Origin of the sequence: Kineococcus arenarius subsp. arenarius, from assembly GCF_050871845.1 — a bacterium.
GTDB lineage: Bacteria > Actinomycetota > Actinomycetes > Actinomycetales > Kineococcaceae > Kineococcus.
On record NZ_JBJLSE010000059.1, the window covers coordinates 1 to 23,201 of the forward strand.

Consider the following 23,201-nt stretch of genomic DNA (forward strand, 5'->3'; position numbering starts at 1 on the left):
GAGGGAAGTGGAAGGTACAACACCAAAGGAATCCCCAACGCCCCTTCACGTGAAGGAACGCCACGGGGTTGATTGATTTGGCATCAACACTTGGCACACTGTTGAGTTCTCAAGAACCGGACGCACCAGGTCAAGCCACTCCTTGCGGAAGCGACCCGATCCCTGCGCTTTTCGGCTTCACCACTCTACCCCAGCCACCGGACCCTGCCGACCGGCCGAAGCGGGCAACCCCCACACCATCGACCCACCACCCGGCGCACTGAAGCACCCAGCAGAAAAATCATGGAAGAGGGGACCAACACCCTGACACCCACCAGCAAGGGACCGGCCGGTGACCCGTCCGTTCCTCCCCGCCGCGCGGTGTGTCCACTACGTTAACTGCACCCCACCACCCGGTCAAATCGCTGCGAGGTCGACCGGCGCCTCCGGCAGGCCGGGGACGGGGACCGAGTCCTCCAGGCGCTGGGCCAGCTCGTGCAGACCTCGCCGGAGGGGGCTGCGAGGGGCCACCTCGTGCAGGGTCCGACCGGCGAGCAGCGCCTGGTCGGCGGCCGGGTCCTCCGGCAGCGGGACGAGGTCGTCCAGGCCGGTGAAGCGGTGGACGACCGAGGCCACGCGCCGTGCGGCCGGTGCTCCGACGGCGGAGGCGCGCACCCGGTTCAGCACCGCCACCGCCGGGGTCCCGGGCACCACGTCACCTACCCCCTGCCACGCGCGGATCCACCGCTGCAGGCCCACGGGGTCCGCTGCGCCCACCACGAGCACGACGTCCGCGGCCTCCAGCGCGGCGGCGGTCGCCGCGTCGCGGACCACCTCCCCCTCCTGCTCGTCCAGCCCGCCGGGCAGGTCCAGGACCAGCCACTCGGCACTGCCGACAGCCACCTCGAGGACGCGGCGCAGCCCCACGGGCCGCAGCTCCGACCACCGCCCCGGGTCCGGTGAGCCGGTCAGCACGGCCAGGTCGGGCAGCACGAGGCTCGCGCACCGGTGCAGCGCCCGCGCGTCCAGGCGGCCCTCCGTGGCGGCGCGCACCGCGGCGAGCAGCCCGGGCGCCTCGTCCAGCAGGCCCAGCAGCTGCGCGACGCAGGCGCCCCGGGTGTCGAGGTCGGCCAGGACCGTCGCAGCGCCCGCCCCCGCCAGCTCGGCGGCCAGGTTCACCGCCACGGTCGACCGGCCCGCCGACCCGTGCGGACCCCACACGGCCACGGTGCGGCCGACGCCGGCCACGGCACCACCGGCGGCCCAGCCGTCCTCCGGCACCCGCGCGTCCGTCGCCAGGGGCACGACGGGGACCTCACCCACCCCGCTCGCGGAACGCGCCGCCTCGGCGACCACGGCGGCCGCGCGGGCCAGCACGGCGGGCTCGTCCCCGACGGCGGCGAAGGAACGCGCCCCGAACGCCCGCCACCGGTGCTCCAGCGCGGGGCCGCTCCCGTCGCCGGGCAGCAGCACCAGCAGGCCGGTCCCGTGACGGCGCAGGGCCTCGACCGCCTCGGCGTCGGCACCCGGCAGGTCCGCCCCCAGCACCACGACGCGGGCCAGTCCCGCAGCCGCCGCCGCCAGCACCTCGGGCAGGTCCGCGCACCGGCGCACCACCAGCACCTCGCGGCGCAGCGGCTCCCAGCCGGCCACCAGGCGCGCCTCGTCCGGGCCCGGGACAGCCACCAGCACGGGCAGGCTCACGAGCCGCCCCCCGAGCCGCCCGGCAGCGGGACCAGGACCACGGCGGCCTCGGCGGCCAGCGCGCTCAGCACGGAGGACAGGACCCCCTGCGGCACCAGGACCTCCACGTCGGCGCCCGCGGCCCCGGCCAGCGCCGCGGAGCGCTGCTGCACGGCGACCACCTCGACGGCCTCCGCCAGCTGCTCCGGTCGCGGTCGCGACCCCGCGCCCGCGGAACCCGCCGGGGCGGCGTCCCCGGGCCAGGAGACCCACACGTCCGCGAGCGCCCCGGTGCGCACGCCCTCCGGGAGCGCGCCCCGCAGGGGCAGGCTGACCGCCCGCTCGGCGAGGTCGTCGGCCGGGACGACGGCCGCGCGGGGCAGCAGCTCCCCCGCCGACAGCCCGCGCAGCGCCACCCACCCGGCGACGGGCGGCTCGGTGGCCGGCAGGTACGCCGAGGCCGTCGCCGCGTCGACCGAGACCTGCACGACGTGGAGGTCGGCCCCGCTCAGCGCGGTGCCGGCGCCGACCGGGCTCGACACCGCCCACACACCGCTGGTGGCGCTCGCGGCCTGGACGGTGCGGGCACCGACGACCACGGAGCCCAGGACCAGGGCGATCCCGACCAGCAGCCGGGGATCGCGCCACGACGGCGCCTGCAGGCGCCGCGCCTGCCGCGGTGCGCCGGAGGCCTCCCCGCGCCGTCGAGCCGTCGGTGGAACCGTCGACGTCCGCACCCGCACCTCCTCCACCCCGCGCCGGACCCCCCGGCCGCGTCGGGACATGGTGACCGCACCGGCGCAGCCCTCCCCGCCGTCGTCCACAGGTCACCCGAACGGGCCTGCGACCGGGGACGGGCGTGCGAGGATGCGCCTCGCCGCCGGTCACCGGCGGCGATCGCCCCGGCATCCGGACAGGAGGCACCGTGCCCAGCCGTTTCCTCCCGCTGGCGGACGTCGCCGAGACGCTGGCGATCTCCGCCGCCCAGGCCTACGCCCTGGTGCGCAGCGGGGACCTGCCGGCCATCAAGGTCGGTGGCCGCGGGCAGTGGAGGGTGGAGGAGTCGCAGCTCGAGGCCTACATCGAGCGGATGTACGCCCAGACGCGCGAGAGCGTGCAGGCGGAGCAGGAGCACGGCGCGCCGCGCCCCTGACACCCGCTCCGCTGGCTCAGCCCGATTCGGTGACGTTCAGCAACGAGGCGAACGGCACCGTGACCACCGACTGACCGCCCCCGGCCGGGACCACCACGTCGACGTGGTCGGCCCCCACCCGCGCCAGGCGTCCGCGCACGTCACCCGCCCGGGTGCGCACCAGCACCCCCTCACCCGCCGCCGCCAGCGCGCGCAGCGCCAGGAGCAGCGAGCGGCGCAGCACCACGGCACCGGGCGGCCGGCTGGCGGTCGACAGCCCCCGCACGGCGCAGGCCGCTGCCGTGGGCACCAGCACCTGGCGCCGGACCGGCGAGCCGGCCGACAGCAGCACCCACCCCGGGCCCGCCGCGCGGACGCGCCCGTCCACCCAGCTGCCGTCGAGCAGCTGCAGGGAGAGGTCGCCCTCGGTGGCCAGGAGCCGGGAGAGCAGGTCCACCGAGGCGACGTCGTCGTCGCGCCGGTCGGCCACCTCGGCGTCCCTCTCCAGCCGCCGGGCGTGGGCCAGCCGGGCGTCGAGGTCCTCGAAGAGGTCGTCCCAGCGCACCCCTGCACGTTACGGGTGCTCACGCCCGGTCAAGTGCACCCCGCCGAACGAGGGGTGTGCGTGCGCTGTGCTGGCCCTGAGGGTGATCCCGCCGGTAGACAAGCCGCACCAAACGACATCAAACGATGCTCGTTCGGGCCAAACGCCATCAAGTGCAGTGTTCAACCACCTGGGAGGTCCCCGTGCGGGAACGGCACCCGGCAGCGGCCGGGCGGACCCGTGCCGTCCTGGCCGTCGGTGCCGCGCTGGCGGTGCTGCCCGTCGGCGCGGCCGCGGGCGTGGGCGTGCTGAGCGCGCCGGCCGTCCGCGCGGCGTCGTCGGGCACCGCGGGCACCACGGACCTGCTCACCGCCCTGTGCGGCTCCGTCGCCTGCCTGCTGCTGCTCGCCCTGACCGGCAGCGTGCTGCTGGCCGCGGCCGCCGAGGCCCGTGAGCGTTCCGCGGCCGCTCGCGGCCGGCGCGCGCCCGCGGTGCCGGCCGGGACCCGGGCGGCACCCGCCCCGGTGCGCCGGGTCGTCGCGCTGGTCGTCGGGCTGGCGCTGGGCGCTCCGGTGGCCTCCGCCGCCTCCGCCGCACCGCTGCGCCCCGAGGTCGGCTGGGCCGCCACCGCCCCGCAGGAGCCGGGCCCGGTGGCGCGGGCGGACCTGCCCACCGACCCCGGGAGCGCCGGCCCCGTCGACCCGGCGTGGGCGCCCCTGCCCGCACCGCGCAGCGCGCCGGCCCTGCCCCCCGCGGAACTGCCCGGCGGCGTCCGCCCGTCCGGAGCCGGCGCCGAGCTCGTCGTGCAGCGCGGCGACAGCCTGTGGTCCCTGGCGCGCCGGCTGAGCGCCCCCGGCGCCCCCGACGCGGACGTCCTGCACGAGCAGCAGCGCCTGTACGCGGCCAACGCCGACGTCATCGGCGGGGACCCCGACGTGCTGCTGCCCGGTCAGGTGCTGCGCCTGCCCTGAACGGGCTCACCCCTCTGCCCACCCCCACGACCGACCTCGTCAGGAGGCCCCCGTGCCCGCGACCGCGGCCCTGCTCGTCGACTCCCCCGCCCCCACCCGGCCGGCGGCCCCCCGGATCCGCCGCTACCCCGTCCCCCTCGCCGCCCCGCCCCTGGCGGGTGAGCCGGGCGCCGTGCCGTCGGTGCTGACGCACCTCAGCCCCGACCAGGGCGTCCTGGAGCTGGACCTGCCGCGGCGGCACCCGCGCTCGCCCGCACCGGTGGACCTGCCCGAGGTGGGCGGCTGGACGCGCGGCTACCTCGTGGTGCTCCTGGAGGTGCTCAGCGGCCACCGGCCCCCGCAGCAGCTGCTGCGCTGGTCCGCCGCGGACGTCTACACCGACGTCCAGCGCCGGGCGGTCCTGGCCGCGCGGCTGCGCGGCGGCGCGGCGGGAGCCGGTCCACGACCGCAGGTGCTGCGAGTGCTGCCCTGCGGCCTGGGCGACGGGGCCGTGGAGGTCAGCGCGGTCGTCCGGGTGGGCGAGCGGGTGCGCGCGCTGGCGCTGCGCGTGGAACGCCGGCACGAGCGCTGGCGGGTCACCGCCCTCGAGGTCGGCTGAGCGCGTCGACACCCGCTCACCGGCACGCCGGAGGGCCCGCCCCGGGTGGCGGATTCTGGGGGTCCTCGCAACACCTGATGGCTATGTGGCTGTCAGTAGATCACGCAGACGCTCGGCCGGGGTCGCCCAGCCGAGCGTCTTGCGTGGTCGGCCGTTCAGCTGCTGAGCGACGTGTTCTAGGTCGGCGCGGGAGTGCACTGACAGGTCGCTGCCCTTGGGGAAGTACTGGCGCAGCAGTGGACTGGACCCCGAAATCTGGACTCGAAAGGTGATGTTACGCGACAGCAGGGATGTGAGCGAGGTACTCGTCGGGGCTGAGGTAACCCAGACGCTCCTGGATGCGGGTGCTGTTCCACCACCGCAGGTAATCGTGTAGTCCGGCGTGGAACTCCTCGACGGTCGCGGGATGCGACAGACGGAACCACTCCTCCTTGAGATGGCTGAAGAACCCTTCCATGACGGCGTTGTCCAAACACGTGCCCTTGCGGGACATCGACTGGGTCAGCCCTGCTTGCCGAATCGTCTCTCGCCACAGGACGTGACGGTAGTGAAAACCCTGGTCCGAGTGGACAAGGGGCTTTTCTCCGGGAGCGAGGGTAGCGACCGCCTCGCGCAAGCCGTCGGTGACCATCTTGATGCTCGGAGAAGGCCCCGCCGTGACGGAGACGACCCGGTTGTCGTACAAGTCAACGATCGGAGAGACGTAGACCTTCACCTCACCGACGGCGAACTCGCTCACGTCAGTCACCCACTTGGTGTGCCTGGCCGTGGTGGCGAAGCGACGGTTCAAGACATTCGCCGCGGCGGTGCCCACCTCACCGCGGAAGGAGTTGTAGCGCCTCCGTCGGCGCACCAGGCACCGCAGCCCCAGCGCGTGCATCACCTTCAGCACCGTCTTCTTGGCCACCTGCCAGCCCTGGCGCAGCAGCACGGCGTGCACCCGCCGGTGACCGTAGGCGCCCCTGGCCTGGTCGAAGACCTCCCGGACAGCGTCCTTCAGTAGCGCGTGGCGGTCAGGGCGCCGCAGCCGGTTGCGGTGGTCGTAGAACGTGGAGCGGGCAAGTCCGGCGATCTGCAGCAGGAGGGGCAGCGGGTGATTAGCCTTGAGGTCGTCGACGGCCTGGACCTTCAGCGTCGTTCCTGTAACCTCAAGGCCCGCAATTTTCCCAGGTAGGCCACCTCCGCGCGCAGCCGCTCGTTCTCGCGGCGCAGCGCGTCCAGCTCGCTTTCCGCAGGCTGGTCGGTGCGATCAGCCGGTGGCCGGCCACGCCGTTTGGGGCGTAATCCGTCTTCGCCCTCACGACGGTAGATCACCGTCCAGTTGGCCACCGTGGTGGGTGAGGGAAGGTCGTACTCCTGGCTCAAGGACCTGCCGGACTCGCCCTTGAGGTGGCGAAGCACAATCGCAAGCTTGCTCTCGAAGTCGTACTGCCGGCGTTCTCTGGTCATCAGCGCACCTGCCCCTCGCAGTTGCCACCGCTGGTACAGCATCTGGACAGGGTTGCCGCTCAGGTCAAGGGCCAGGGCCGCCGACCTGGCGGTGAACCCCTCCTCGAACAAGTCGACTGCAGCTGCAGCATCAGCGTGGCTGAGCGTAGCGTTTTGGTACATGGCCTTCCCCCTTGGAAGCTCGACGTTCCTTTACGGTGTCCAGATTTCGGGGTTCAGTCCAGCAGCCCGTTGGTGTTCTCGTTGCTGCCGCGCTGCCAGGGTGAGTGCGGGTCGCAGAAGTAGACCGGGACGCCGGTGGCGACGCTGAACTGCCGGTGCGCGGCCATCTCGCAGCCCTGGTCCCAGGTCAGCGAGCCGCGCAGGTGCGCCGGCAGCGTGGCGATCAAGGGCACCAGCACGTCGCGGACCTCCTCGGCGCTGTGCCCGCCGGGCAGGTGCCCCAGCAGCACGTAGCGGCTGGCGCGCTCGACCAGGGTCACGATCGCCGAGCGTGAGCCGGTGCCCACGATCAGATCACCCTCCCAGTGACCAGGCACCGCCCGGTCGGCGACCTCAGCCGGTCGCTGGGAGATCATCACCATCTCCTCCACGAACCGCGGGGTGCGCGCCTCGGGCCTGCGGTGCGGCTTGCGGCGGGTGCGCCCGGTGCGCAGCGCGGTGGCGACCTCACGGCGCAGCCCGCCGCGGGCTTGGACGTAGAGGGCCTGGTAGACCGTCTCGGTGCTCACCCGCATGCTCTCGTCGTCGGGGAAGTCGGCGATCAGAGCGTGGCAGATCTGCTCCGGTGACCAGCGCAACGCCAGCTTGGCGGCCACGTACTCGCGCAACCGACCGTCCTGGGCCAGCTTGGCCGTCTTGGGCCTGGCCCGGCTGGCTGCCCAGGCGCGCTGGGCGGCGTGCGGGCGGTAGTCCCCGCAGCTCGAGCGGGCCTCGATCTCCCGCTTGATCGTGGACGCCGCCCGGCCCAGCGCCCGCCCGATCGCGCGCAGCGACTCCCCACGCCGGTGCCGATCGGCGATCTGCTCGCGCTCGGCCAGCGTCAGGAAGCGCGGGTGCAGCCGGGCCTCGAGCGCGGCCAGCGAGGGCCCACCGATCCCGGCCAAGGGCGAGGCAGAGGGCGAGACGGTGGTGATCACACCGGTGGTGTAGTCGATGCGGCGCCCATCGGGCAGCACCCGCGCACCGTTGCTCTTGCGGATGCCCTGCTCCCAGTCCCGGGCGGTGCGCTCATGGACCCCGGCCTGCGCCGCAGCGCGCCGCCGCGAGAGCCCGCCCGCGCGCAGCGCTTCATAGAGCGCACGGCCCGGGTGCGGCGCTGCTCCCGCCTTGCCGCGACCGCGAACGCCGGCGCGCCGGGCCCACCCGGCCGCGGTGTGCACGCTGATGCCCAGCACGCGGGCAGCGGCTCGCACGTTGCCGTCCTGCTCATCCAGGACCTGGAAGAACCTTGCTCGCTCCTGCTCCAACGACACGGTCCCCGCAACTCCCTACGGTCAGGGTGTTGCGGGGACCGCTAGAACCCACGGGTGGGACGGGCCCTCGGACGCGGCGGGCGCTCAGTCGGCGGCGCGCTCCCGCTCGGCCGCGCGCCGCTGGGCGCGGTTGCCCGTGGGGGCGTCCGTGCTGGAGGAGTCACCCGCGTGCACCTCGACGTCGCCCTCCGCCGTGGGCGCGGTGTACTGCAACTGCCGCTTGGCGGGCTGCTCGAAGCCCGGCGCCACCGCCGGGGCACCCGCCTGCGGGGCCGGCTGCACCTGCAGGGAGAACAGGTACCCGACCGACTCCTCCTTGATGGCGTCGGTCATCGCCACGAACAGCTGGTAGCCCTCGCGCTGGTACTCCACGAGCGGATCGCGCTGGGCCATCGCCCGCAGACCGATGCCCTCCTGCAGGTAGTCCATCTCGTACAGGTGCTCGCGCCACTTGCGGTCCAGCACCGACAGCACCACGCGGCGCTCCAGGTCGCGCAGCACCGGGGCGCCGAGCTCCTCCTCGCGGGCGTCGTAGCAGGCCTGCGCGTCGGCGCGCATCTCCTCCAGCAGCCGCTCCACCGTGAGGTTGCCGCGCCCACCGGCCGCCTCGACGACCTCCTGCGGGGTCACCGAGACCGGGTACAGGGTGCGCAGCGCCGCCCAGAGGGCCTCGAGGTCCCAGTCCTCGCCGAAGCCCCTGCCGGTGCCCTGCACCACGTAGGCGGTGACGGTGTCGTCGATGAAGTGGCGGATCTGCTCGTGCAGGTCCTCGCCCTCGAGCACCTTGCGGCGCTCGGCGTAGATGACCTCGCGCTGGCGGTTGAGGACGTCGTCGTACTTCAGGACGTTCTTGCGGATCTCGAAGTTGCGGCCCTCGACCTGGCCCTGGGCGCTCTGGATGGCGCGCGAGACCATCTTGGACTCGATGGGCACGTCCTCCGGGATGCCGGTGCGGGTCAGGAAGGACTCCACCAGCGCCGCGTTGAACAGCCGCATGAGGTCGTCGGTCAGCGACAGGTAGAAGCGGGACTCACCGGGGTCGCCCTGGCGGCCCGAGCGGCCGCGCAGCTGGTTGTCGATGCGGCGCGACTCGTGCCGCTCGGTGCCCAGCACGTACAGCCCGCCGAGGTCGCGGACCTCGTCGTGCTCGGCGCGCACCGACTCCTGCGCCTGCTTCAGCACGTCCGGCCAGGCCGCCTCGTACTCCTCCGGCGACTCGTCCGGGTCGAGGCCGCGGTCCTTCATGGCCGCCACGGCCAGGAACTCCGCGTTGCCGCCGAGCATGATGTCGGTGCCGCGTCCGGCCATGTTCGTCGCCACGGTCACGGCGCCCTTGCGGCCGGCCTGCGCCACGATCGAGGCCTCGCGCTCGTGCTGCTTGGCGTTCAGGACGGTGTGCTCGACACCGGACTTGGTCAGCAGGGCCGAGAGGTACTCGCTCTTCTCGACGCTGGTGGTGCCGACCAGCACCGGCTGGCCCGTGGCGTGGTGCTCGGCGATGTCCTCCACGACCGCCGCGAACTTGGCCTTCTCGTTCTTGTAGACCAGGTCCGGCTGGTCCACGCGGATCGCCGGCCGGTTCGTGGGGATCGACACCACGCCCAGCTTGTAGATCTGGTGGAACTCGGCGGCCTCGGTCATCGCGGTGCCGGTCATCCCGGAGAGCTTCTCGTACATGCGGAAGAAGTTCTGCAGGGTGATCGTGGCCAGCGTCTGGTTCTCGTTCTGGATGGGCACGCCCTCCTTGGCCTCGATGGCCTGGTGCATGCCCTCGTTGTAGCGGCGCCCGGCCAGGATGCGGCCGGTGTGCTCGTCGACGATGAGGACCTCGCCCTTGGGGGAGACGACGTAGTCCTTGTCCCGCTTGAACAGCTCCTTGGCCTTCACGGCGTTGTTGAGGTAGCCGATCAGGGGGGTGTTGACGCTCTCGTAGAGGTTGTCGATGCCGAGCAGGTCCTCGACCTTCTCGATGCCGGACTCGAGGATGCCGATCGTGCGCTTCTTCTCGTCGACCTCGTAGTCGACCTCGATCTTCAGCTGGCGGACGATCTTGGCGAACTCGGTGTACCACTTCGTCGGCTGGTCGGCCGGGCCCGAGATGATCAGCGGGGTGCGCGCCTCGTCGATGAGGATGGAGTCGACCTCGTCGACGATCGCGAAGTGGTGCCCGCGCTGCACCATCTCCGAGCTGTTCCAGGCCATGTTGTCGCGCAGGTAGTCGAAGCCGAACTCGTTGTTCGTGCCGTAGGTGATGTCGGCGGCGTAGGCGGCCCGGCGCTCCTCCGGGCGCATGCGCGAGAGGATGCACGAGCTGCTCATCCCCAGGAAGCGGTAGACGCGCCCCATGAGCTCGCTCTGGTACTCGGCGAGGAAGTCGTTGACCGTGATGACGTGCACGCCCTTGCCGGTGAGGGCGTTGAGGTAGGCGGGCAGCGTCGCCACGAGGGTCTTGCCCTCACCGGTGCGCATCTCGGCGATGTTGCCCTGGTGCAGGGCGGCACCACCCATGAGCTGCACGTCGAAGTGGCGCTGGCCCAGCGTGCGGCGGGCGGCCTCGCGCACCACCGCGAACGCCTCCGGCAGCAGCTCGTCCAGGGTCGCCCCGCCCGCCAAGCGCTCCTTGAAGCGGTCGGTCTCCCCGCGCAGCTCGGCGTCGGACATGGCGGTGAAGTCGTCCTCGAGCGCGTTGACCTGCCCCGCGATGCGGTGCAGACGCTTGACGACGCGGCCCTCGCCGGCGCGGAGGACCTTCTCGACGATGGCTGGCACGGGAGCAGTCTAGCGACGGCGGGCCACCGCGGAGCGCACGGACGGACGGAGCCGGTGGCGCTGCGTCGCCGCGCGCTCACCGTGCGCTGGTGCCGGGGTCACCCCGAACGCCCCAGCAGGCGCCGCACGTCCCGCGGGGGCACCACCTGCACCGGCACCGGCACCGAGCCCGCCACCGGCTCGCGCAGAGCCGCGGGCACCTCCCCCGCAGCGCGCGGCACCCCCAGCAGCAGCCCCTGGGCCACCGCGCAACCGGCCTCCTGCAGCGCGCGCACCTGCCCCGTGCTCTCCACGCCCTCCGCCACGACGCCCAGGTCGAGGGCGGCGCCCAGCTCGCACAGGGTCCGCACCGCGGCCACCGCCGCCGGCGCCTGCTCGCCGTCCAGCTCCGCGACCAGCGAGCGGTCCAGCTTCAGCCCGTCGACCGGCAGCCACCGCAGCGCCGCCAGCGAGGGCCCCGCGGTCCCCGCCGGCACGTGGTCGGCGACCGCGAAGTCGTCCAGCACGATCCGCGCACCCGTGGCGCGCAGCTGCGCCAGCCGGGCCGCGAGCACGTCCGGGTCCGCCGACAGCACCTGCGCCGGCACGTCCAGCACCAGGGCCCCGGGCTCCAGGCCCGTCTCCGTCAGGGCGCGCAGGACGTCCTGCGGCCCCGAGCGCGACAGCGCGTGCTGCGACGACAAGTTCACCGTCAGCGACAGGTCCGGGGACTCGCGCCGCCACCGCACGGCCTGCTCGCAGGCCGAGCGCAGCACCCAGCGCCACAGCGCGTCCACCGCCGGAGAGCGCTCCGCCCCCGCCAGGAAGGCGCCCGGCTCCAGGACCCCGCGGGTGCGGTGCCGCCAGCGCAGCAGGGCCTCCAGGCCCACCAGCGCACCGTCGGACAGCCGCACCAGCGGCTGGTACACCAGCTCGAACTCCTCCTCGTCGACCGCCCGCTGCAGGTCCGACTCCAGCTGGCGCCGCAGGACGTCGGCGTCGTGCACGTCCGGCGCGAAGACCACCACCGTGCCCGCCGCCGGGCCGCCGGCACCGGCGGGGGCCCGTCCCTGCGCCTTGGCGCGGTACATGGCGCTGTCCGCGCGGCGCAGCAGCTCACCCGCACCCACGCCCGCCGCGGCGACCGCCAGGCCGATGCTCGCCCCGACCCGGACCGACCGGCCGTGCACCTCCACCGGCGCGGTCAGCTCCACGCAGACCCGCTCCGCCAGCCGCTGCGCGGCACGCTCCGGCTCGTGGCTGCGCACGACCACGGCGAACTCGTCGCCGCCCAGCCGGGCGGCGAAGTCGTCTCCGCGCAGGCAGCGGCGCAGTCGCCGCGCCACCCGGCCCAGGACCTCGTCGCCCGCGGCGTGCCCCAGCGAGTCGTTGATCGCCTTGAAGCCGTCCAGGTCGATGAACAGGACGGCCGTCCCCAGCCCGTCGCCGGCCGAGGCGCGCAGCGCGACCTCCAGGTGGCGCAGGAGCGTGGCCCGGGTGGGCAGGCCGGTCAGGGAGTCCGTGGAGGCCGCCTCGACCACGCGCACCGTGTCGGCGTGGCTCAGCGCGGTGCTGGCGTGCTCGGCGAAGGCGCGCAGGACCGTGGCGCCCACCGCGTCCAGCGGCTCCTCCCCGGTCTCCACGACCAGGGCCCCCACCCCCCGGCCGTTGATGTGCACCGACGCGGCCGCCGGGCCCGCGCCGCCCACCACCACGCCGAAACCCTCCACCCCCGCGGCCGCGGCCAGCGCCCGCTCCGGCGCGATGGCCGGGTCGCCCACGGCCGCCACCACGCGCAGGCGCATCTGCGAGCGGGGGTCGGCCAGCACCAGCGACACCGGCCGGGAGTCCAGCAGCTCCGAGGAGCTCGCGGCGATCTGCAGCAGCAGCTCCGGCAGCGGCCGGCGACCGGCCACGGCCCGCTGGAAGCGCACCGACGTGGTGAGCACCTGCTCGCGCTGGGCCAGCGCCCGCTGCAGCCGGGTGCGCTCGGCGGCGCCGAGGGCGTCCTGGCGGCGCTGGGACCGTTCGCGCGCGCGCCCGTGCCGGGCCAGGACCACCAGCCCCAGCAACCGCGCCACCAGCTGCACACCGCGCAGGTGGGAGTCGCCCACGAGCCCGTCGTGCACCCGCCCGACCACGATGTGCACGTCGACCAGGTCCGGCACCTCCACGACCACCGCGCGCACCCGCCCCAGCCCGGGCACGGCGAAGGTGCCGCCGCCGTCGCGCACCACGCGCGCCAGGCCGCGCTCCGGCAGGAACCGCCGGCCCAGCCCGACGCCGCCGCGGACGTGACCGCCCTCGCACACCGCGACCACGTCCGCGTCGACGAGGTCGGCGACGACCGACGCCGCGCGCACCAGCACGTCCTGCTCGCCGTCCGTGCCGGACAACTCGGCCAGCACGCGCTCGAGCAGGTCACCGGCCTGGTCGAGGCGGCCGGGGGTCACCTCGGAGACGTCCACGGCAGCTGTGTCGGACGTTGCACGGCTCACGTTGAGCCGGACGCCCCCACGTGACCCGAACGCAGCACGGCCCTCGACAACGCCTCCGCCAGGTCCCCGCGCCCGGCGACGGCCACCGAGCCCAACCCCAGCCAGCGCGCCAGGTCCCCCAGCTCGGCGGCCAGCTCCTCCGCCGTGCCCGGCGGCGCCCCCGGCTCGGCCCACGCCGCCGGGACGCGCAGCACCCCGCCGGGGGCGGCGCGGTCCGCCTTGAGGTCCACGCGCGCCGCGATCCGCTCCCCCAGCAGGAAGGGCAGGACGTTGTAGCCGTGCACGCGCTGCTCGCGGGGCACGTAGAACTCCAGCCGCAGCGCCACCCCGAACAGCTCCTCGGTGCGCGGGCGGTGCCACACCAGCGGGTCGAACGGCGTCAGCAGCGCGCGGGCGCGCACCCGCGGCGCCCGCGCGTCCACGTGCCGGTAGACCGGCCGGCGCTGCGAGGAGGCCCACCCGCGCACCCGCACCGGCACCAGCTCGCCGGCCTCCACCAGTTGCCGCACCGCCGGTCGCGACTGCTCCGGGCGCAACCGGAAGTAGTCGCGCAGGCTGGGCTCCGAGGCCACGCCCAGGGCCCGCGCGGCGATCCCCACCAGGGCGCGCACCGCCTCCTGCGGGTCGGGGTCCGGCGCCGCAGCGACCTCGGGCGGCAGCACCCTGCCGGCCAGGTCGTAGCGGCGCTCGAACTGCTGCGTGCGCCCGGCCGCGGACAGCCGGCCGGCGAAGAAGAGGTGCTCGCAGGCCCGCTTGACCGCCGACCAGTTCCAGCCCCAGTGATCGCTCGGTCGCGCGCCGCCCGGCGCCAGCGCCGCCTCCACCTGCCGGGCCGTGGCCGGGCCGTGCGCGGCGACGTGCTCCAGCACCGCGTCCAGCAGCCCCGGCTGCTCCACGGCGATGCTGCGCACGCTGCCCCAGGCGTCCTGCGCGGCGCGCGCCATCCGCCAGCGCAGCAGGCGGTGCGTGGCGGGCGCCACGAACGAGGCCTCGTGCGCCCAGTACTCCACCAGCCGCCGCGGACGGCGCTGCGCCGCGCGGTCGACCAGCTGCACCGGGTAGGGGCCCAGCCGGCTGAAGAAGGGCAGGTAGTGGCTGCGGCACAGCACGTTCACCGAGTCGATCTGCACCACGCCCAGGCGCTGGACCACGCGGGTCACGTGCGCGCCGCCGGGAGCCACCGGGCGGCGGGCGGCGAAGCCCTGGGCCGCGAGCGCCGCGCGGCGCGCCTCGGCCGCGCTGATCTCCTCGACCGCGGCCGGGCCGGCCGGCGCGCTCAGGACAGCTCCACGATCTTCTCCCGCACCGCGTAGACGACCGCCTCCATGCGCGAGTGCAGCTGGAGCTTCTCCAGCAGGTTGCGCACGTGGTTCTTGACCGTGTTCTCGCTGATGCCCAGGTGGCCGGCGATCTCCCGGTTGGCCATCCCCCGGGCCAGCAGACGCAGCACGTCCAGCTCGCGCGGGCTCAGGCGCGGCGTGCCCACCACGCCCAGGCTGCGCTCCTCGTCGCGCCGGCGCATCGCCGCGAACTCCCCCAGCAGCAGACCGGCCATCCTCGGGGTGATCAGCGACTGGCCGGTCACGACGGCGCGGATGGCGTCGGCGACCTCCTCGGCGGGCACGTCCTTGAGGAGGTAGCCGTTGGCGCCGGCGCGGACGGCGGCGAACAGGTCGTCCTCCTCCTCCGAGGAGGTGAGCATGAGGATGCGGGTGGAGGGGGCCACCGCCTTGATCTCGGCGCAGGCGTCGATGCCGGAGCGGCGCGGCATCCACACGTCCATGAGGACCACGTCGGGCAGCAGCTCCTCCACGCGCCCGACCGCCTCGGCGCCGTCGCACGCCTCCCCGACGACGTCGATGTCGTCCTCGGTGGACAGGACCATCTGCAGGCCGCGGCGGAACAGGGAGTGGTCGTCGACGACGACGACGCGGATCGCGTCGGTCCCCGCCTGCGGGCTGCTGCTGGGCACCGTTCCTCCTCGTGACGGCGGCGGGCGGACCGCCGTCCGGGGATCCTGGCACGCCCGCGCCCCGCGCACCGCTCGTGACGCGCGACGGGCCGGCGGGGTCGCACCCCGCCGGCCCGCCCCTGCCGGGTCAGCCCGCGCCGGGTCGGCTCACGCCGGCGCGGACCGGCTCAGCGCAGCCCCGCCGCCACGGCGGCCAGCGCGGCGTCGGAACCGGCGCGGGCCGCGCCGTCCGAGCCCGCCGCCCCCGGGGCGTCCTCGTGCACGTCCAGGTGGATGACGCCGTAGTCCCAGCCGCGCCGGCGGTACACCACGCTGGGGCGGCCCGTGGCGGCGTCGACGAAGAGGTAGAAGTCGTGGCCGACGAGCTCCATCTCGTACAGGGCCTGGTCCAGGGTCATGGGCCGGGCCTCGTGAGTCTTCTCCCGGATGACGACCGGCGAGGCGTCGGCGGTGTCGTCGACCGGGTCGACGTCCTCCCCGGGCGGGCGTGAGCCGGCCAGGGCCGCGGGGGTCGGGACGTCGAGGTCGGCCGGCGGGTGGTCCGCCGGGACGGCGGCGGCCCCGGCCAGCGCCTCGTCGCTCAGGCCCGGCGCCGCCGGCTGGCGGACGCTCTCGGGGCGGCGGCGGCCGTGGTGGACCTTCCGCTTGTCGCGGGAGCGCCGCAACCGCTCCATGAGCTTGGTGGTGGCCAGGTCGAGCGCGGCGTACGGGTCGTCCGCGCACGCCTCGGCGCGCACGACGGGGCCCTTGTCCCGCACGGTGATCTCCACCCGTTCGCAGCTGGCCAGCTGGCGGCGGTTGTTCTCGTGCGAGAGCTCCACGTCGACGCGCTGGGCGCGCGGGGCGAGCTGCGTGACCTTCTCCAGCTTCGCCTCGGCGTGGTGGCGGAACCTCTCCTTGACCTCGGTGTGCCGTCCGGTGACCACAACTTCCACGGGATGCCTCCCTCGCTCGCTGGGCGGCGCCGGCCGAGGGGCCGGCCCGCCTCGGACCGTCACCTCGTGCCGTGCAGCGGCTCCCCGGGGAGCGTGCTCAGCACAGGCAGCCGGGGTGTGCCGTCGGGTGCGCCGCGCAGGGCGGGCGCACCGTTGAGCACCGCCGGGGGCGAGACCGGCCTGACGCCGGATCCGGCTGCCATGCACCAACGCTAGACCCCCCGCCCCCTCCGTGCCCACGTCTGCCGCGCCGCGTGCCCGCCGGCGGTGGCGGGCGGGGCCGGGACGGGCGAGGCGGCGGTCAGGCAGGCCACCCCCGCGACGAGCGCACCGGCGGCGCGCAGCGCCCGCACCGCCTCGGCGGCGGTGGCCGTCGTCGTCGCCACGTCGTCGACGACCACGCACGGGCCGATCGGCACGGGGCCGCGCACGCCGAAGGCGCCGGCGAGGTTCACCCGGCGCTCCCGGGCGCGCAGCAGGGTCTGGTCGGCGACCCCGCGGCGCACCCGCAGGACCCGCGCCACGGCCGCGGGCCGGCCCGCGGCGCGCTCGCGGGCGGCGGCGCGGGCGGCGAGGTCGGCGACGAGGTCGCCGCCGCGGGCGCGGCGGCTGGCCCGGCGGGAGGGCACCGGCACCAGGCTCACGGGGGCACCCGGCGGGGGCAGCGCCCGCACGGCGGTGGCGATGGCGGCGGCGGCGACAGGGCGCAGCTCGGCGCGGTGGCGCTCCTTGACCTCGAGCAGCAGCTCGCGGGCGGGACCGGCGTGCGGGGCCGCCGCGCGCAGCGGGGTCCCGTCGGCCAGCTCCAGCGCCACCGGGCCGACGGCGAGGGCGCGCGCGCAGGCGGGGCACCAGCTCGTGCCCGGCCCGCCGCACCCGCCGCACGCGGCGGGCCACAGCAGGTCGGCGGCCGCCCGCAGCAGCGCCCCGGGACGGGCGGGGACGTCGATCGCGTCGGGGGGCACGTCGGCAGGCTGCCTCCCCCGAGCGCCCGGCGGCCCGCCGTCCACAGGCCGGTGCCCGCACCGGGTGCGCCGGCGGCCGGTGGACCCCCCGGCGCACCCCGCGGCGACGTGCCCGGCCGCGCCGCCCGCACCCCCGGGCAGGGGGCCTCACCCCGGGTAGGAGGGGTGCCGCCCCGGGGCGAGGGGCGACCAGCCCGCTCCGCTGCGCACCAGCAGCCGGCCGTCGGTCGTGCCCACCACGAGGTCGCGGTCGTCCGCGCCGGCCGCGACGGACTCCGCGCCCGGCACCGGCGCCAGCCGCTGGGAGGGGCCGAAGACCTGCGCGAGCAGCACCACCGGGTCCTCGCCGGGAGGCCGCACGAGCACGGCGACCCGGTCCTGCCCCAGCCAGGAGGCGTCCAGCACCCGGCCCGCACCGGGCACCAGCTCCGGCGAGGGGGCTCCCAGCCACTCGGGGCGCCCGTCCGGGCCGCGCACCACGGCGTGCACCCGCACCCGCACCACCCCCTCGCCGTCCTCGACGACGACCAGCAGCCGCGCCCCCTCGCGCGAGGCGCGGGCCCGCAGCACGCGCCCGCCGAGACCACCCCCGGGCGCCTGGACCGCGGAGGGGGCCACGCGCGGGTCGGCGGCGGGCAGCGCGGCGGGCGCGGCACCCGGCGCGACCGGCACCGCCCAGACCCAGCCGTGCCGGTCGATCGACGGCGGCGCGAACCCCTGCGCCGCACCGGCCACCGAGCCGGCCCCCAGGGACACCGCCGGGCCCGTCCCGCCCGCGGCGGGCCGCTGGACCACCAGGGTTCCGCCACCGCGCACCAGCCACGCCCAGCAGGAACCGTCCCCGGCGGTCGCGGGGTGCTCGCTGCCGGCGTCCGCGCCCGGCGCGCTCAGGCCCTGCACCGGCCGCACGGCACCGGCGTCCCAGCGCGAGGGCCCCGCCGGGCCGGCCAGCACGAGGCGGGGGTCGGGCACCGGCGGTGCGCCCGGCGGGCCACCGAGGGGCGAGGGCCCCGCCTCTCGCGTCAGGTCCGCCCCCTCCACGCGCACCGCCACCTCCTCGACGCCCGGCAACCGGGTCAGGCCGGCGCTCAGCTGGGCCAGCAGCAGCTCGCGCTGCTCGGGGGAGGTGCGCAGCGCCGGGGCGGTCAGGTCCACCACCGCCGCGGCACCGGAGAGGGGCACCGTGCCGGTGCGCAGCCGGGTGCCCGCCGGGGCACCGCTGCGCACGGCCGGCGCCAGCCAGGCCGAGGGCCCCGCGAGCAGCTCGGTGACCACCCGGGTGGCCGTGGAGGAGTCGTAGGCGAACCAGCGCACGTCGCCCACGAGCTGCGCGACGCCGGTGGTCGTGGCGAAGTGCACCGGGAACGGGCGCAACGACCGCGCGACGTCCACCTCCGTCAGCAGGAGCCCGTCGCCCGGCACGTCCACGCGCCAGCGCCCCTCCTCGCGCACCAGGTGCAGCGTGCGCTGCAGCCGGGCGCCCGGGGGCCGCTGCGCGTAGCGGCCCCCCGCGTCGATGTCCGCCAGCGCGGGCGCCGACACCCGCACCGAGGCGGTGCCGTCGGGGTGGGGGCCGTCGGCGAGCTCGACGGCGGGGTCCTCGCCCAGCACGGTCGTGGACACGTCGGGGCGCCAGGTGCGGCGCGCCGGGACGGACAGGAACTCGCGCGCGACGGCCTTCTCCGCCGAGCCGGCCGCCGCCGCCAGCAGGAAGCCGCGCACCACCTCCACCGGTCCGGCGCCGTCCACCGGCCCCTGCGGCACCACCTGCAGCAGGCCCAGGCGGGGGTCGGCCTGCACCCGGGACCCGGCCACCACCGGACCCGAGCGGGGCAGCCCCGCGCACCCGGTCGCAGCCGCCAGCGCCAGCGCCACCACCGCGCGCCGCGGCGGGCGGGCGCCGCTCACGGCGCGACCCCCGGCACGGCGGCACGGCCGGCGGGCAGCGCCGCGACGGGCTCGCGCCAGCCCACCGGCACCACCGGCAGCGGCACCGAGCGCAGGGGCCGCCCCGCCACCCGCGGCACCGTGAGCACGAAGTGGCAGCCGTGCCCGGGGCTCCCCCACACGTCCAGCCGCCCGCCGTGCAGCCGGGTGTCCTCCAGCGCGATGGCCAGGCCCAGCCCGCTGCCGCCGGTCGTGCGCGCCCGCGCCGGGTCCGCCCGCCAGAAGCGGTCGAAGACGCGCGGCAGCTGCGCCGGGGCCAGGCCGACGCCGTGGTCGCGGACCCCCACCGCCACCGTCCGCTCGTCGCACACCACCGTCACCTCGATGGGCCGGGACTCGCCGTGCTCCACGGCGTTGCCGAGCAGGTTGCGCAGCACCCGCTCGATGCGCCGGGCGTCCACCTCCGCGGTGCACGGCGAGGCCGGCTCGGAGACCAGGACGGTGCTGCCGCGCCGCTCGGCGAGGGCCGCGGTGAAGTCCACCACGCGGTGCACCAGGGCGCGCACGTCCTGCGGGTCCGGTTCCAGGGCGGCGGCTCCCGCGTCGAAGCGGCTGATCTCCAGCAGGTCCGCCAGCAGGGTGTCGAAGCGCTCCAGCTGCGTCATCAGCAGCTCCGCCGAGCGCGCGGCGACCGGCTCGAAGCCGGCGCGGGCGTCGTGCAGCACCTCACCGGCCATGCGGATCGTGGTCAGCGGGGTGCGCAGCTCGTGGCTGACGTCCGAGACGAACCGCTGCTGCAGGCGCGAGAGCTCCTCCAGCCGGCCGATGTGCTGCTGCATGCCCGCGGCCATCTCGTTGAAGGCGCCAGCCAGGCGGGCGAAGTCGTCGCTGCCGCGCACCCGCATCCGCTCGTCCAGGCGACCGCCGGCGAGGCGCTCGGCGGTGCCGGCGGCCTCGCGCACCGGCTGCACCACCAGCCGGGTCACCACCCACGCCACCGCGCCCACCAGCACCACCAGGGCCAGGCCGCCGCCGGCGAACGTCCGGCGCACCAGGGCGGTGGTGCGCTGCTCGCTGGTCAGCGGGTACACGAAGTACAGCTCCCGCTCCCCCGCGCGCGGCAGCGTCACGGTGGAGCCGACCACCAGGCTGGGCGCACCGGAGCCGCCGGACAGGTCGACCAGCTGCACCTGCTGGACGTCGGAGGAGGTCACGGCCCGGCGCAGCCCGGCAGGCACGTCGGCCGGGGACAGCCCCTCCGAGGCCAGGTCGCGCACCGGGGCGGCCCCCTCCGCGCCCTCGCGCGGACCCAGCAGCAGCACGCCGCGCAACCGGTCCGGCCCGGGCCCCTCCAGCGCCGAGACGACGTCGCCGGCGAGCTGCTCGACGTCGGCGGCGGTGCTCGGCGTGGAGGCGTCGAACTGCGCCTGGGCCGTCGCCGCGGCGCGCGCCGCGTCGGCCAGGGCCACCTGCCGGCGCTCCTCCACGAGCCCGTCGGCGACGGCGTCCAGCAGGTAGGTGCCGACGGCGACGGCGACCAGCAGACCCAGCGCGGTGGTGGTGGCCACCACGCGCAGCTGCAGCGAACCGCGCCAGCGGCGCAGCAGGCCGCGCAGGGCACCGCGGCGCAGCGCGCGCACGCGCCGCACCCCGGGCGCGCGCGCACCCCGGGCCCGGCGGGACGCGGCCGGTGGCCTCACAGCGGTCCCGCGCGGTACCCCACTCCGCGGACCGTCACGACGATCTCGGGGTGCTCCGGGTCGCGCTCGATCTTCGAGCGCAACCGCTGGACGTGGACGTTGACCAGCCGGGTGTCGGCGGCGTGCCGGTACCCCCACACCTGCTCCAGCAGGACCTCGCGGGTGAACGCCTGCCACGGCTTGCGCGCCAGCGTCACCAGCAGCTCGAACTCCAGCGGCGTCAGCGGCAGCGGGCGCCCCTCGCGGCGCACCGAGTGCCCGGCCACGTCGATGGTCAGGTCCGCGATGCGCAGGGTCTCCGGGGGGCGCTCGCCCGCCGAGCGCAGCCGGGCCCGCACCCGCGCCACCAGCTCCTTGGGCTTGAACGGCTTGACGACGTAGTCGTCGGCCCCCGCCTCCAGGCCCAGCACCACGTCGACCGTGTCGCCCTTGGCCGTCAGCATGACGATCGGCACCCCGGACTCGGCCCGGATGCGGCGGCACACCTCCATGCCGTCGGTGCCCGGCAGCATGAGGTCCAGCAGCACCAGGTCCGGGCGGGTGGCCCGGAACGCCTCCACCGCCGCGTCGCCGTCCGCGCAGAACCGCGTCTCCAGGCCCTCGCCCTGGAGCACGATCCCCAGCATCTCGGCGAGGGCGGTGTCGTCGTCGACCACCAGCACGCGTCCCCTCATGGGGCCATCCTGCCCGCCGCGGCGCCGGGCGGGTGCGGGCCACGCCCGGCGGGGTCCCCGCGGCGCTCCGCCGCCGCGCCGCAGGGCCTCTGGCACGATGGGGCGAGGACGATCGAGGACGGGGTCGATGAGCCAGTGGCAGGGCCCGGACGAGCCGGGCAGCGGGTGGGCCTCCCCCGGGTGGGGCGAGGGACCGGGCGGCACCGCACCGCAGGCCCCCGGCGCCCCGGGGTCCGGGGCTCCCGCCGGCGACGGCTGGGCGGGTGCCGGCCGGCGCGACGCGCCCGGCGGGCCGGCCGCCCCCGTCGCGCAGCCGGGCATCGTGCCGCTGCGCCCCCTGGGCCTGGGCGAGATCTGGGACGGCGCGTTCCGCGCCTTCCGGCAGAACCCGCGCGTGATGGTGGGCCTGTCCGCGCTCGTGGTCGTCGTCACCTCGGTCGTCACGCTCGTGGCCTCGGTCGTGGCCACGCAGGACCTGGTGCGCGCCACCACCGGCCTGGAGACGGGCACCGGGGACGCCGCGCAGGTGCTCGACGCCCTGCAGACGTCCGTGCCGCTGGTCGTGGTGAGCAGCCTGCTGCAGGTGGTGGCCGTGCAGGTGCTCAACGGCATGCTCATCCTCAGCGTCAGCCGCGCCGTGCTGGGGCGCACCATCTCGCTGGGCGAGCTGTGGCGGGTGAGCCGGCGCCGGCTGGGCGGTCTGCTGCTGCTGGCCGTGCTCGTCACCCTCGCCAGCGCCGCCGGGGTCGTGGCCGTGCTGCCCGGGGTGGGCGTGCTGGCGCTGGCCGACGGCGCGGCCGCCACCGCCACCGGCGCGGTGCTGCTGCTGGCGGGTGTGCTGGGCTGGGTGGCGATCGCGCTGTGGCTGTGGGTGAAGTGGTCCATGGCCACACCGGTGCTGCTGCTGGAGGGCCTGTCCGTGCGCCGGTCCCTGGGCCGCTCGTGGCGCCTGACCCGCGGCTCGTTCTGGCGCACCCTGGGGATCCTGCTGCTGACGGCGGTGGTGGTGGGTGTGCTGGTGACGGCGGTCGCCACGCCGTTCACGCTGGTGGGCACCTTCCTGGCGGCCCTGCTGAGCACCGCCACGACCGAGTGGACCGGCCTGGTGGTCTCCCAGGGCGTCGGCACGCTGGGCTCGATCGTCGGCTCGGTCGTCGGCTACCCCTTCCTGGCGTCGGTGACCGCGCTGGTGTACGTGGACCTGCGGGTGCGGCGCGAGGGCCTGGACGTGGAGCTGCACCGCGCCGCCTCGGGCGGGTGAGCGCGCTGCGCACCGCGGGCGCGCCGGTGCTGCCCGGGCGCGAGGAGGCCCGCCGCCTGCTCGCCGAGGAGCTGGCCGGGCGCGAGTACCGCGGGGAGTCCGGTTCGTGGCTGGTGCGGGCCTGGGAGTGGCTGGTCGAGCGGCTCAGCGAGGTGCAGGTCCCGGGCGTCGGCACCGGCCTGACCGCCGTGCTCGTCGTGGTGGTGCTGCTGGTCGCCGTCGTCGTGGTGGTGCTGCTGGTGGCGGGGCCGCTGCGCCGCAGCGGCGGCGCACCGCGGGCCGAGGAGGTCTTCGAGGCCGGGCCGGAGCCCTCGTCCGCGCACGTGCGCCGCGCGGACGAGGCCGCCGCGGCGGGCCGCTGGGACGTGGCGGTGGCCGAGCGGTTCCGGGCGCTGGTGCGCTCCCTGGAGGAACGGGCCCTGCTGGACCGGCGCCCGGGGCGCACCGCGCACGAGGTCGCCGTGGAGGCCGCCGCCGCCCTGCCCGGGTGCGCGGCCGGCCTGGCCCGCGCGGCGCGGGCCTTCGACGACGTGCGCTACGGCGGGCGGCCGGCCTCGGCCGGCACCGACGCCGACCTGCGCCGGGTGCTCGAGGAGGTGGCCGCCGCGCGGCCCCTCGACCCGGTGGCGCCCGGTGCCGGGGCGGGGGGGGGGGGGGGGGGGGGGGGGGGGGGGGGGGGGGGGGGGGGGGGGGGGGGGGGGGGGGCGGGGGGGGGGGGGGGGGCGGGGGG

Annotated in this window: 19 protein-coding genes and 2 pseudogenes; 5 read left to right on the forward strand and 16 right to left on the reverse strand. The window is 76.2% G+C overall.

Translation table 11 applies throughout. The annotated features are described in order from the left end of the window. Positions 1–396 precede the first annotated feature (396 nt). Together ACRYM0_RS13965 and ACRYM0_RS13970 are read right to left on the reverse strand one after the other, a co-directional pair. Positions 397–1,683 carry an AAA family ATPase gene (locus ACRYM0_RS13965; protein ID WP_432506031.1) on the reverse strand — a complete coding sequence of 429 codons (1,287 nt, stop codon included), beginning with the start codon at positions 1,681–1,683 and terminating at the stop codon, positions 397–399. Next, positions 1,680–2,399 (reverse strand): SAF domain-containing protein, encoded by a 720-nt coding sequence (locus ACRYM0_RS13970; RefSeq protein ID WP_432506033.1) that lies wholly within the window; start codon positions 2,397–2,399, stop codon positions 1,680–1,682. The genes ACRYM0_RS13965 and ACRYM0_RS13970 overlap by 4 nt, the downstream gene beginning before the upstream one ends. A 188-nt stretch (positions 2,400–2,587) precedes the next feature. Here ACRYM0_RS13970 and ACRYM0_RS13975 point away from each other — a divergent pair, with 188 nt between their 5' ends. Further along, complete coding sequence (locus ACRYM0_RS13975; RefSeq protein WP_432506035.1) at positions 2,588–2,815, forward strand: helix-turn-helix domain-containing protein; 228 nt, start codon at positions 2,588–2,590, stop codon at positions 2,813–2,815. A 16-nt stretch (positions 2,816–2,831) separates the two neighbouring features. On the opposite strand, the gene ACRYM0_RS13980 is transcribed toward ACRYM0_RS13975, so the two are convergent. Beyond that, a complete protein-coding gene (locus tag ACRYM0_RS13980) occupies positions 2,832–3,359 on the reverse strand; it encodes a hypothetical protein (protein ID WP_432506037.1) in 528 nt (175 codons plus the stop codon). A 182-nt stretch (positions 3,360–3,541) separates the two neighbouring features. Between ACRYM0_RS13980 and ACRYM0_RS13985 the strand changes: the two genes are divergently transcribed. After that, on the forward strand, positions 3,542–4,309 hold the full coding sequence (locus ACRYM0_RS13985; protein WP_432506039.1) for a LysM peptidoglycan-binding domain-containing protein: 768 nt from the start codon (positions 3,542–3,544) through the stop codon (positions 4,307–4,309). A gap of 52 nt (positions 4,310–4,361) precedes the next feature. After that, the gene (locus ACRYM0_RS13990) at positions 4,362–4,907 is read left to right on the forward strand and encodes an Rv3235 family protein (protein WP_432506041.1); all 546 of its coding nucleotides are present in this window, start codon (positions 4,362–4,364) and stop codon (positions 4,905–4,907) included. 81 nt (positions 4,908–4,988) lie between these two features. On the opposite strand, the pseudogene ACRYM0_RS13995 reads toward ACRYM0_RS13990, so the two are convergent. The 13 genes and pseudogenes from ACRYM0_RS13995 to mtrA all read right to left on the reverse strand — a co-directional run. Further along, positions 4,989–5,144, reverse strand: a pseudogene (locus ACRYM0_RS13995) (IS30 family transposase); the annotation flags it as partial. Between the two features lie 37 nt (positions 5,145–5,181). Beyond that, positions 5,182–6,069: an IS3 family transposase gene (locus tag ACRYM0_RS14000; RefSeq protein ID WP_432506065.1), complete on the reverse strand. Its 888-nt coding sequence runs from the start codon at positions 6,067–6,069 to the stop codon at positions 5,182–5,184. Continuing rightward, positions 6,036–6,467 carry a transposase gene (locus tag ACRYM0_RS14005; protein ID WP_432506043.1) on the reverse strand — a complete coding sequence of 144 codons (432 nt, stop codon included), beginning with the start codon at positions 6,465–6,467 and terminating at the stop codon, positions 6,036–6,038. The genes ACRYM0_RS14000 and ACRYM0_RS14005 overlap by 34 nt, the downstream gene beginning before the upstream one ends. Before the next feature lie 110 nt (positions 6,468–6,577). Then, a pseudogene (locus tag ACRYM0_RS14010) lies at positions 6,578–7,642 on the reverse strand (IS30 family transposase); the annotation flags it as partial. Positions 7,643–7,915: 273 nt separating this feature from the next. Continuing rightward, the gene (gene secA, locus ACRYM0_RS14015; protein WP_432506045.1) at positions 7,916–10,600 is read right to left on the reverse strand and encodes a preprotein translocase subunit SecA; all 2,685 of its coding nucleotides are present in this window, start codon (positions 10,598–10,600) and stop codon (positions 7,916–7,918) included. Positions 10,601–10,698: 98 nt separating this feature from the next. Further along, complete coding sequence (locus ACRYM0_RS14020; protein WP_432506047.1) at positions 10,699–13,047, reverse strand: putative bifunctional diguanylate cyclase/phosphodiesterase; 2,349 nt, start codon at positions 13,045–13,047, stop codon at positions 10,699–10,701. Positions 13,048–13,073: 26 nt separating this feature from the next. Continuing rightward, positions 13,074–14,357, reverse strand: a complete 1,284-nt coding sequence (locus tag ACRYM0_RS14025; RefSeq protein ID WP_432506067.1) for a winged helix-turn-helix domain-containing protein — start codon at positions 14,355–14,357, stop codon at positions 13,074–13,076. Beyond that, on the reverse strand, positions 14,354–15,049 hold the full coding sequence (locus ACRYM0_RS14030) for a response regulator (protein WP_432506049.1): 696 nt from the start codon (positions 15,047–15,049) through the stop codon (positions 14,354–14,356). The genes ACRYM0_RS14025 and ACRYM0_RS14030 overlap by 4 nt, the downstream gene beginning before the upstream one ends. A 167-nt stretch (positions 15,050–15,216) precedes the next feature. Continuing rightward, positions 15,217–15,984, reverse strand: coding sequence for a ribosome hibernation-promoting factor, HPF/YfiA family (hpf, locus tag ACRYM0_RS14035; RefSeq protein WP_432506051.1), 768 nt, complete (start codon positions 15,982–15,984; stop codon positions 15,217–15,219). A gap of 212 nt (positions 15,985–16,196) precedes the next feature. Next, positions 16,197–16,949, reverse strand: a complete 753-nt coding sequence (locus tag ACRYM0_RS14040) for a ComF family protein (RefSeq protein ID WP_432506053.1) — start codon at positions 16,947–16,949, stop codon at positions 16,197–16,199. A gap of 147 nt (positions 16,950–17,096) precedes the next feature. Next, complete coding sequence (locus tag ACRYM0_RS14045; protein ID WP_432506055.1) at positions 17,097–18,857, reverse strand: LpqB family beta-propeller domain-containing protein; 1,761 nt, start codon at positions 18,855–18,857, stop codon at positions 17,097–17,099. Further along, positions 18,854–20,476 carry an MtrAB system histidine kinase MtrB gene (gene mtrB, locus ACRYM0_RS14050; protein ID WP_432506057.1) on the reverse strand — a complete coding sequence of 541 codons (1,623 nt, stop codon included), beginning with the start codon at positions 20,474–20,476 and terminating at the stop codon, positions 18,854–18,856. The genes ACRYM0_RS14045 and mtrB overlap by 4 nt, the downstream gene beginning before the upstream one ends. A 56-nt stretch (positions 20,477–20,532) precedes the next feature. Continuing rightward, entirely contained in the window at positions 20,533–21,210 is a 678-nt protein-coding gene (gene mtrA, locus ACRYM0_RS14055; RefSeq protein ID WP_432506059.1) for an MtrAB system response regulator MtrA, read from the reverse strand. A 127-nt stretch (positions 21,211–21,337) separates the two neighbouring features. On the opposite strand from mtrA, the gene ACRYM0_RS14060 reads away from it, so the two are divergent. Both ACRYM0_RS14060 and ACRYM0_RS14065 read left to right on the forward strand, forming a co-directional pair. Then, on the forward strand, positions 21,338–22,471 hold the full coding sequence (locus ACRYM0_RS14060; protein WP_432506061.1) for a glycerophosphoryl diester phosphodiesterase membrane domain-containing protein: 1,134 nt from the start codon (positions 21,338–21,340) through the stop codon (positions 22,469–22,471). After that, on the forward strand, positions 22,468–23,201 hold a 734-nt coding region (locus tag ACRYM0_RS14065; RefSeq protein ID WP_432506063.1), incomplete at its 3' end, for a DUF4129 domain-containing protein. The genes ACRYM0_RS14060 and ACRYM0_RS14065, both read left to right, overlap by 4 nt.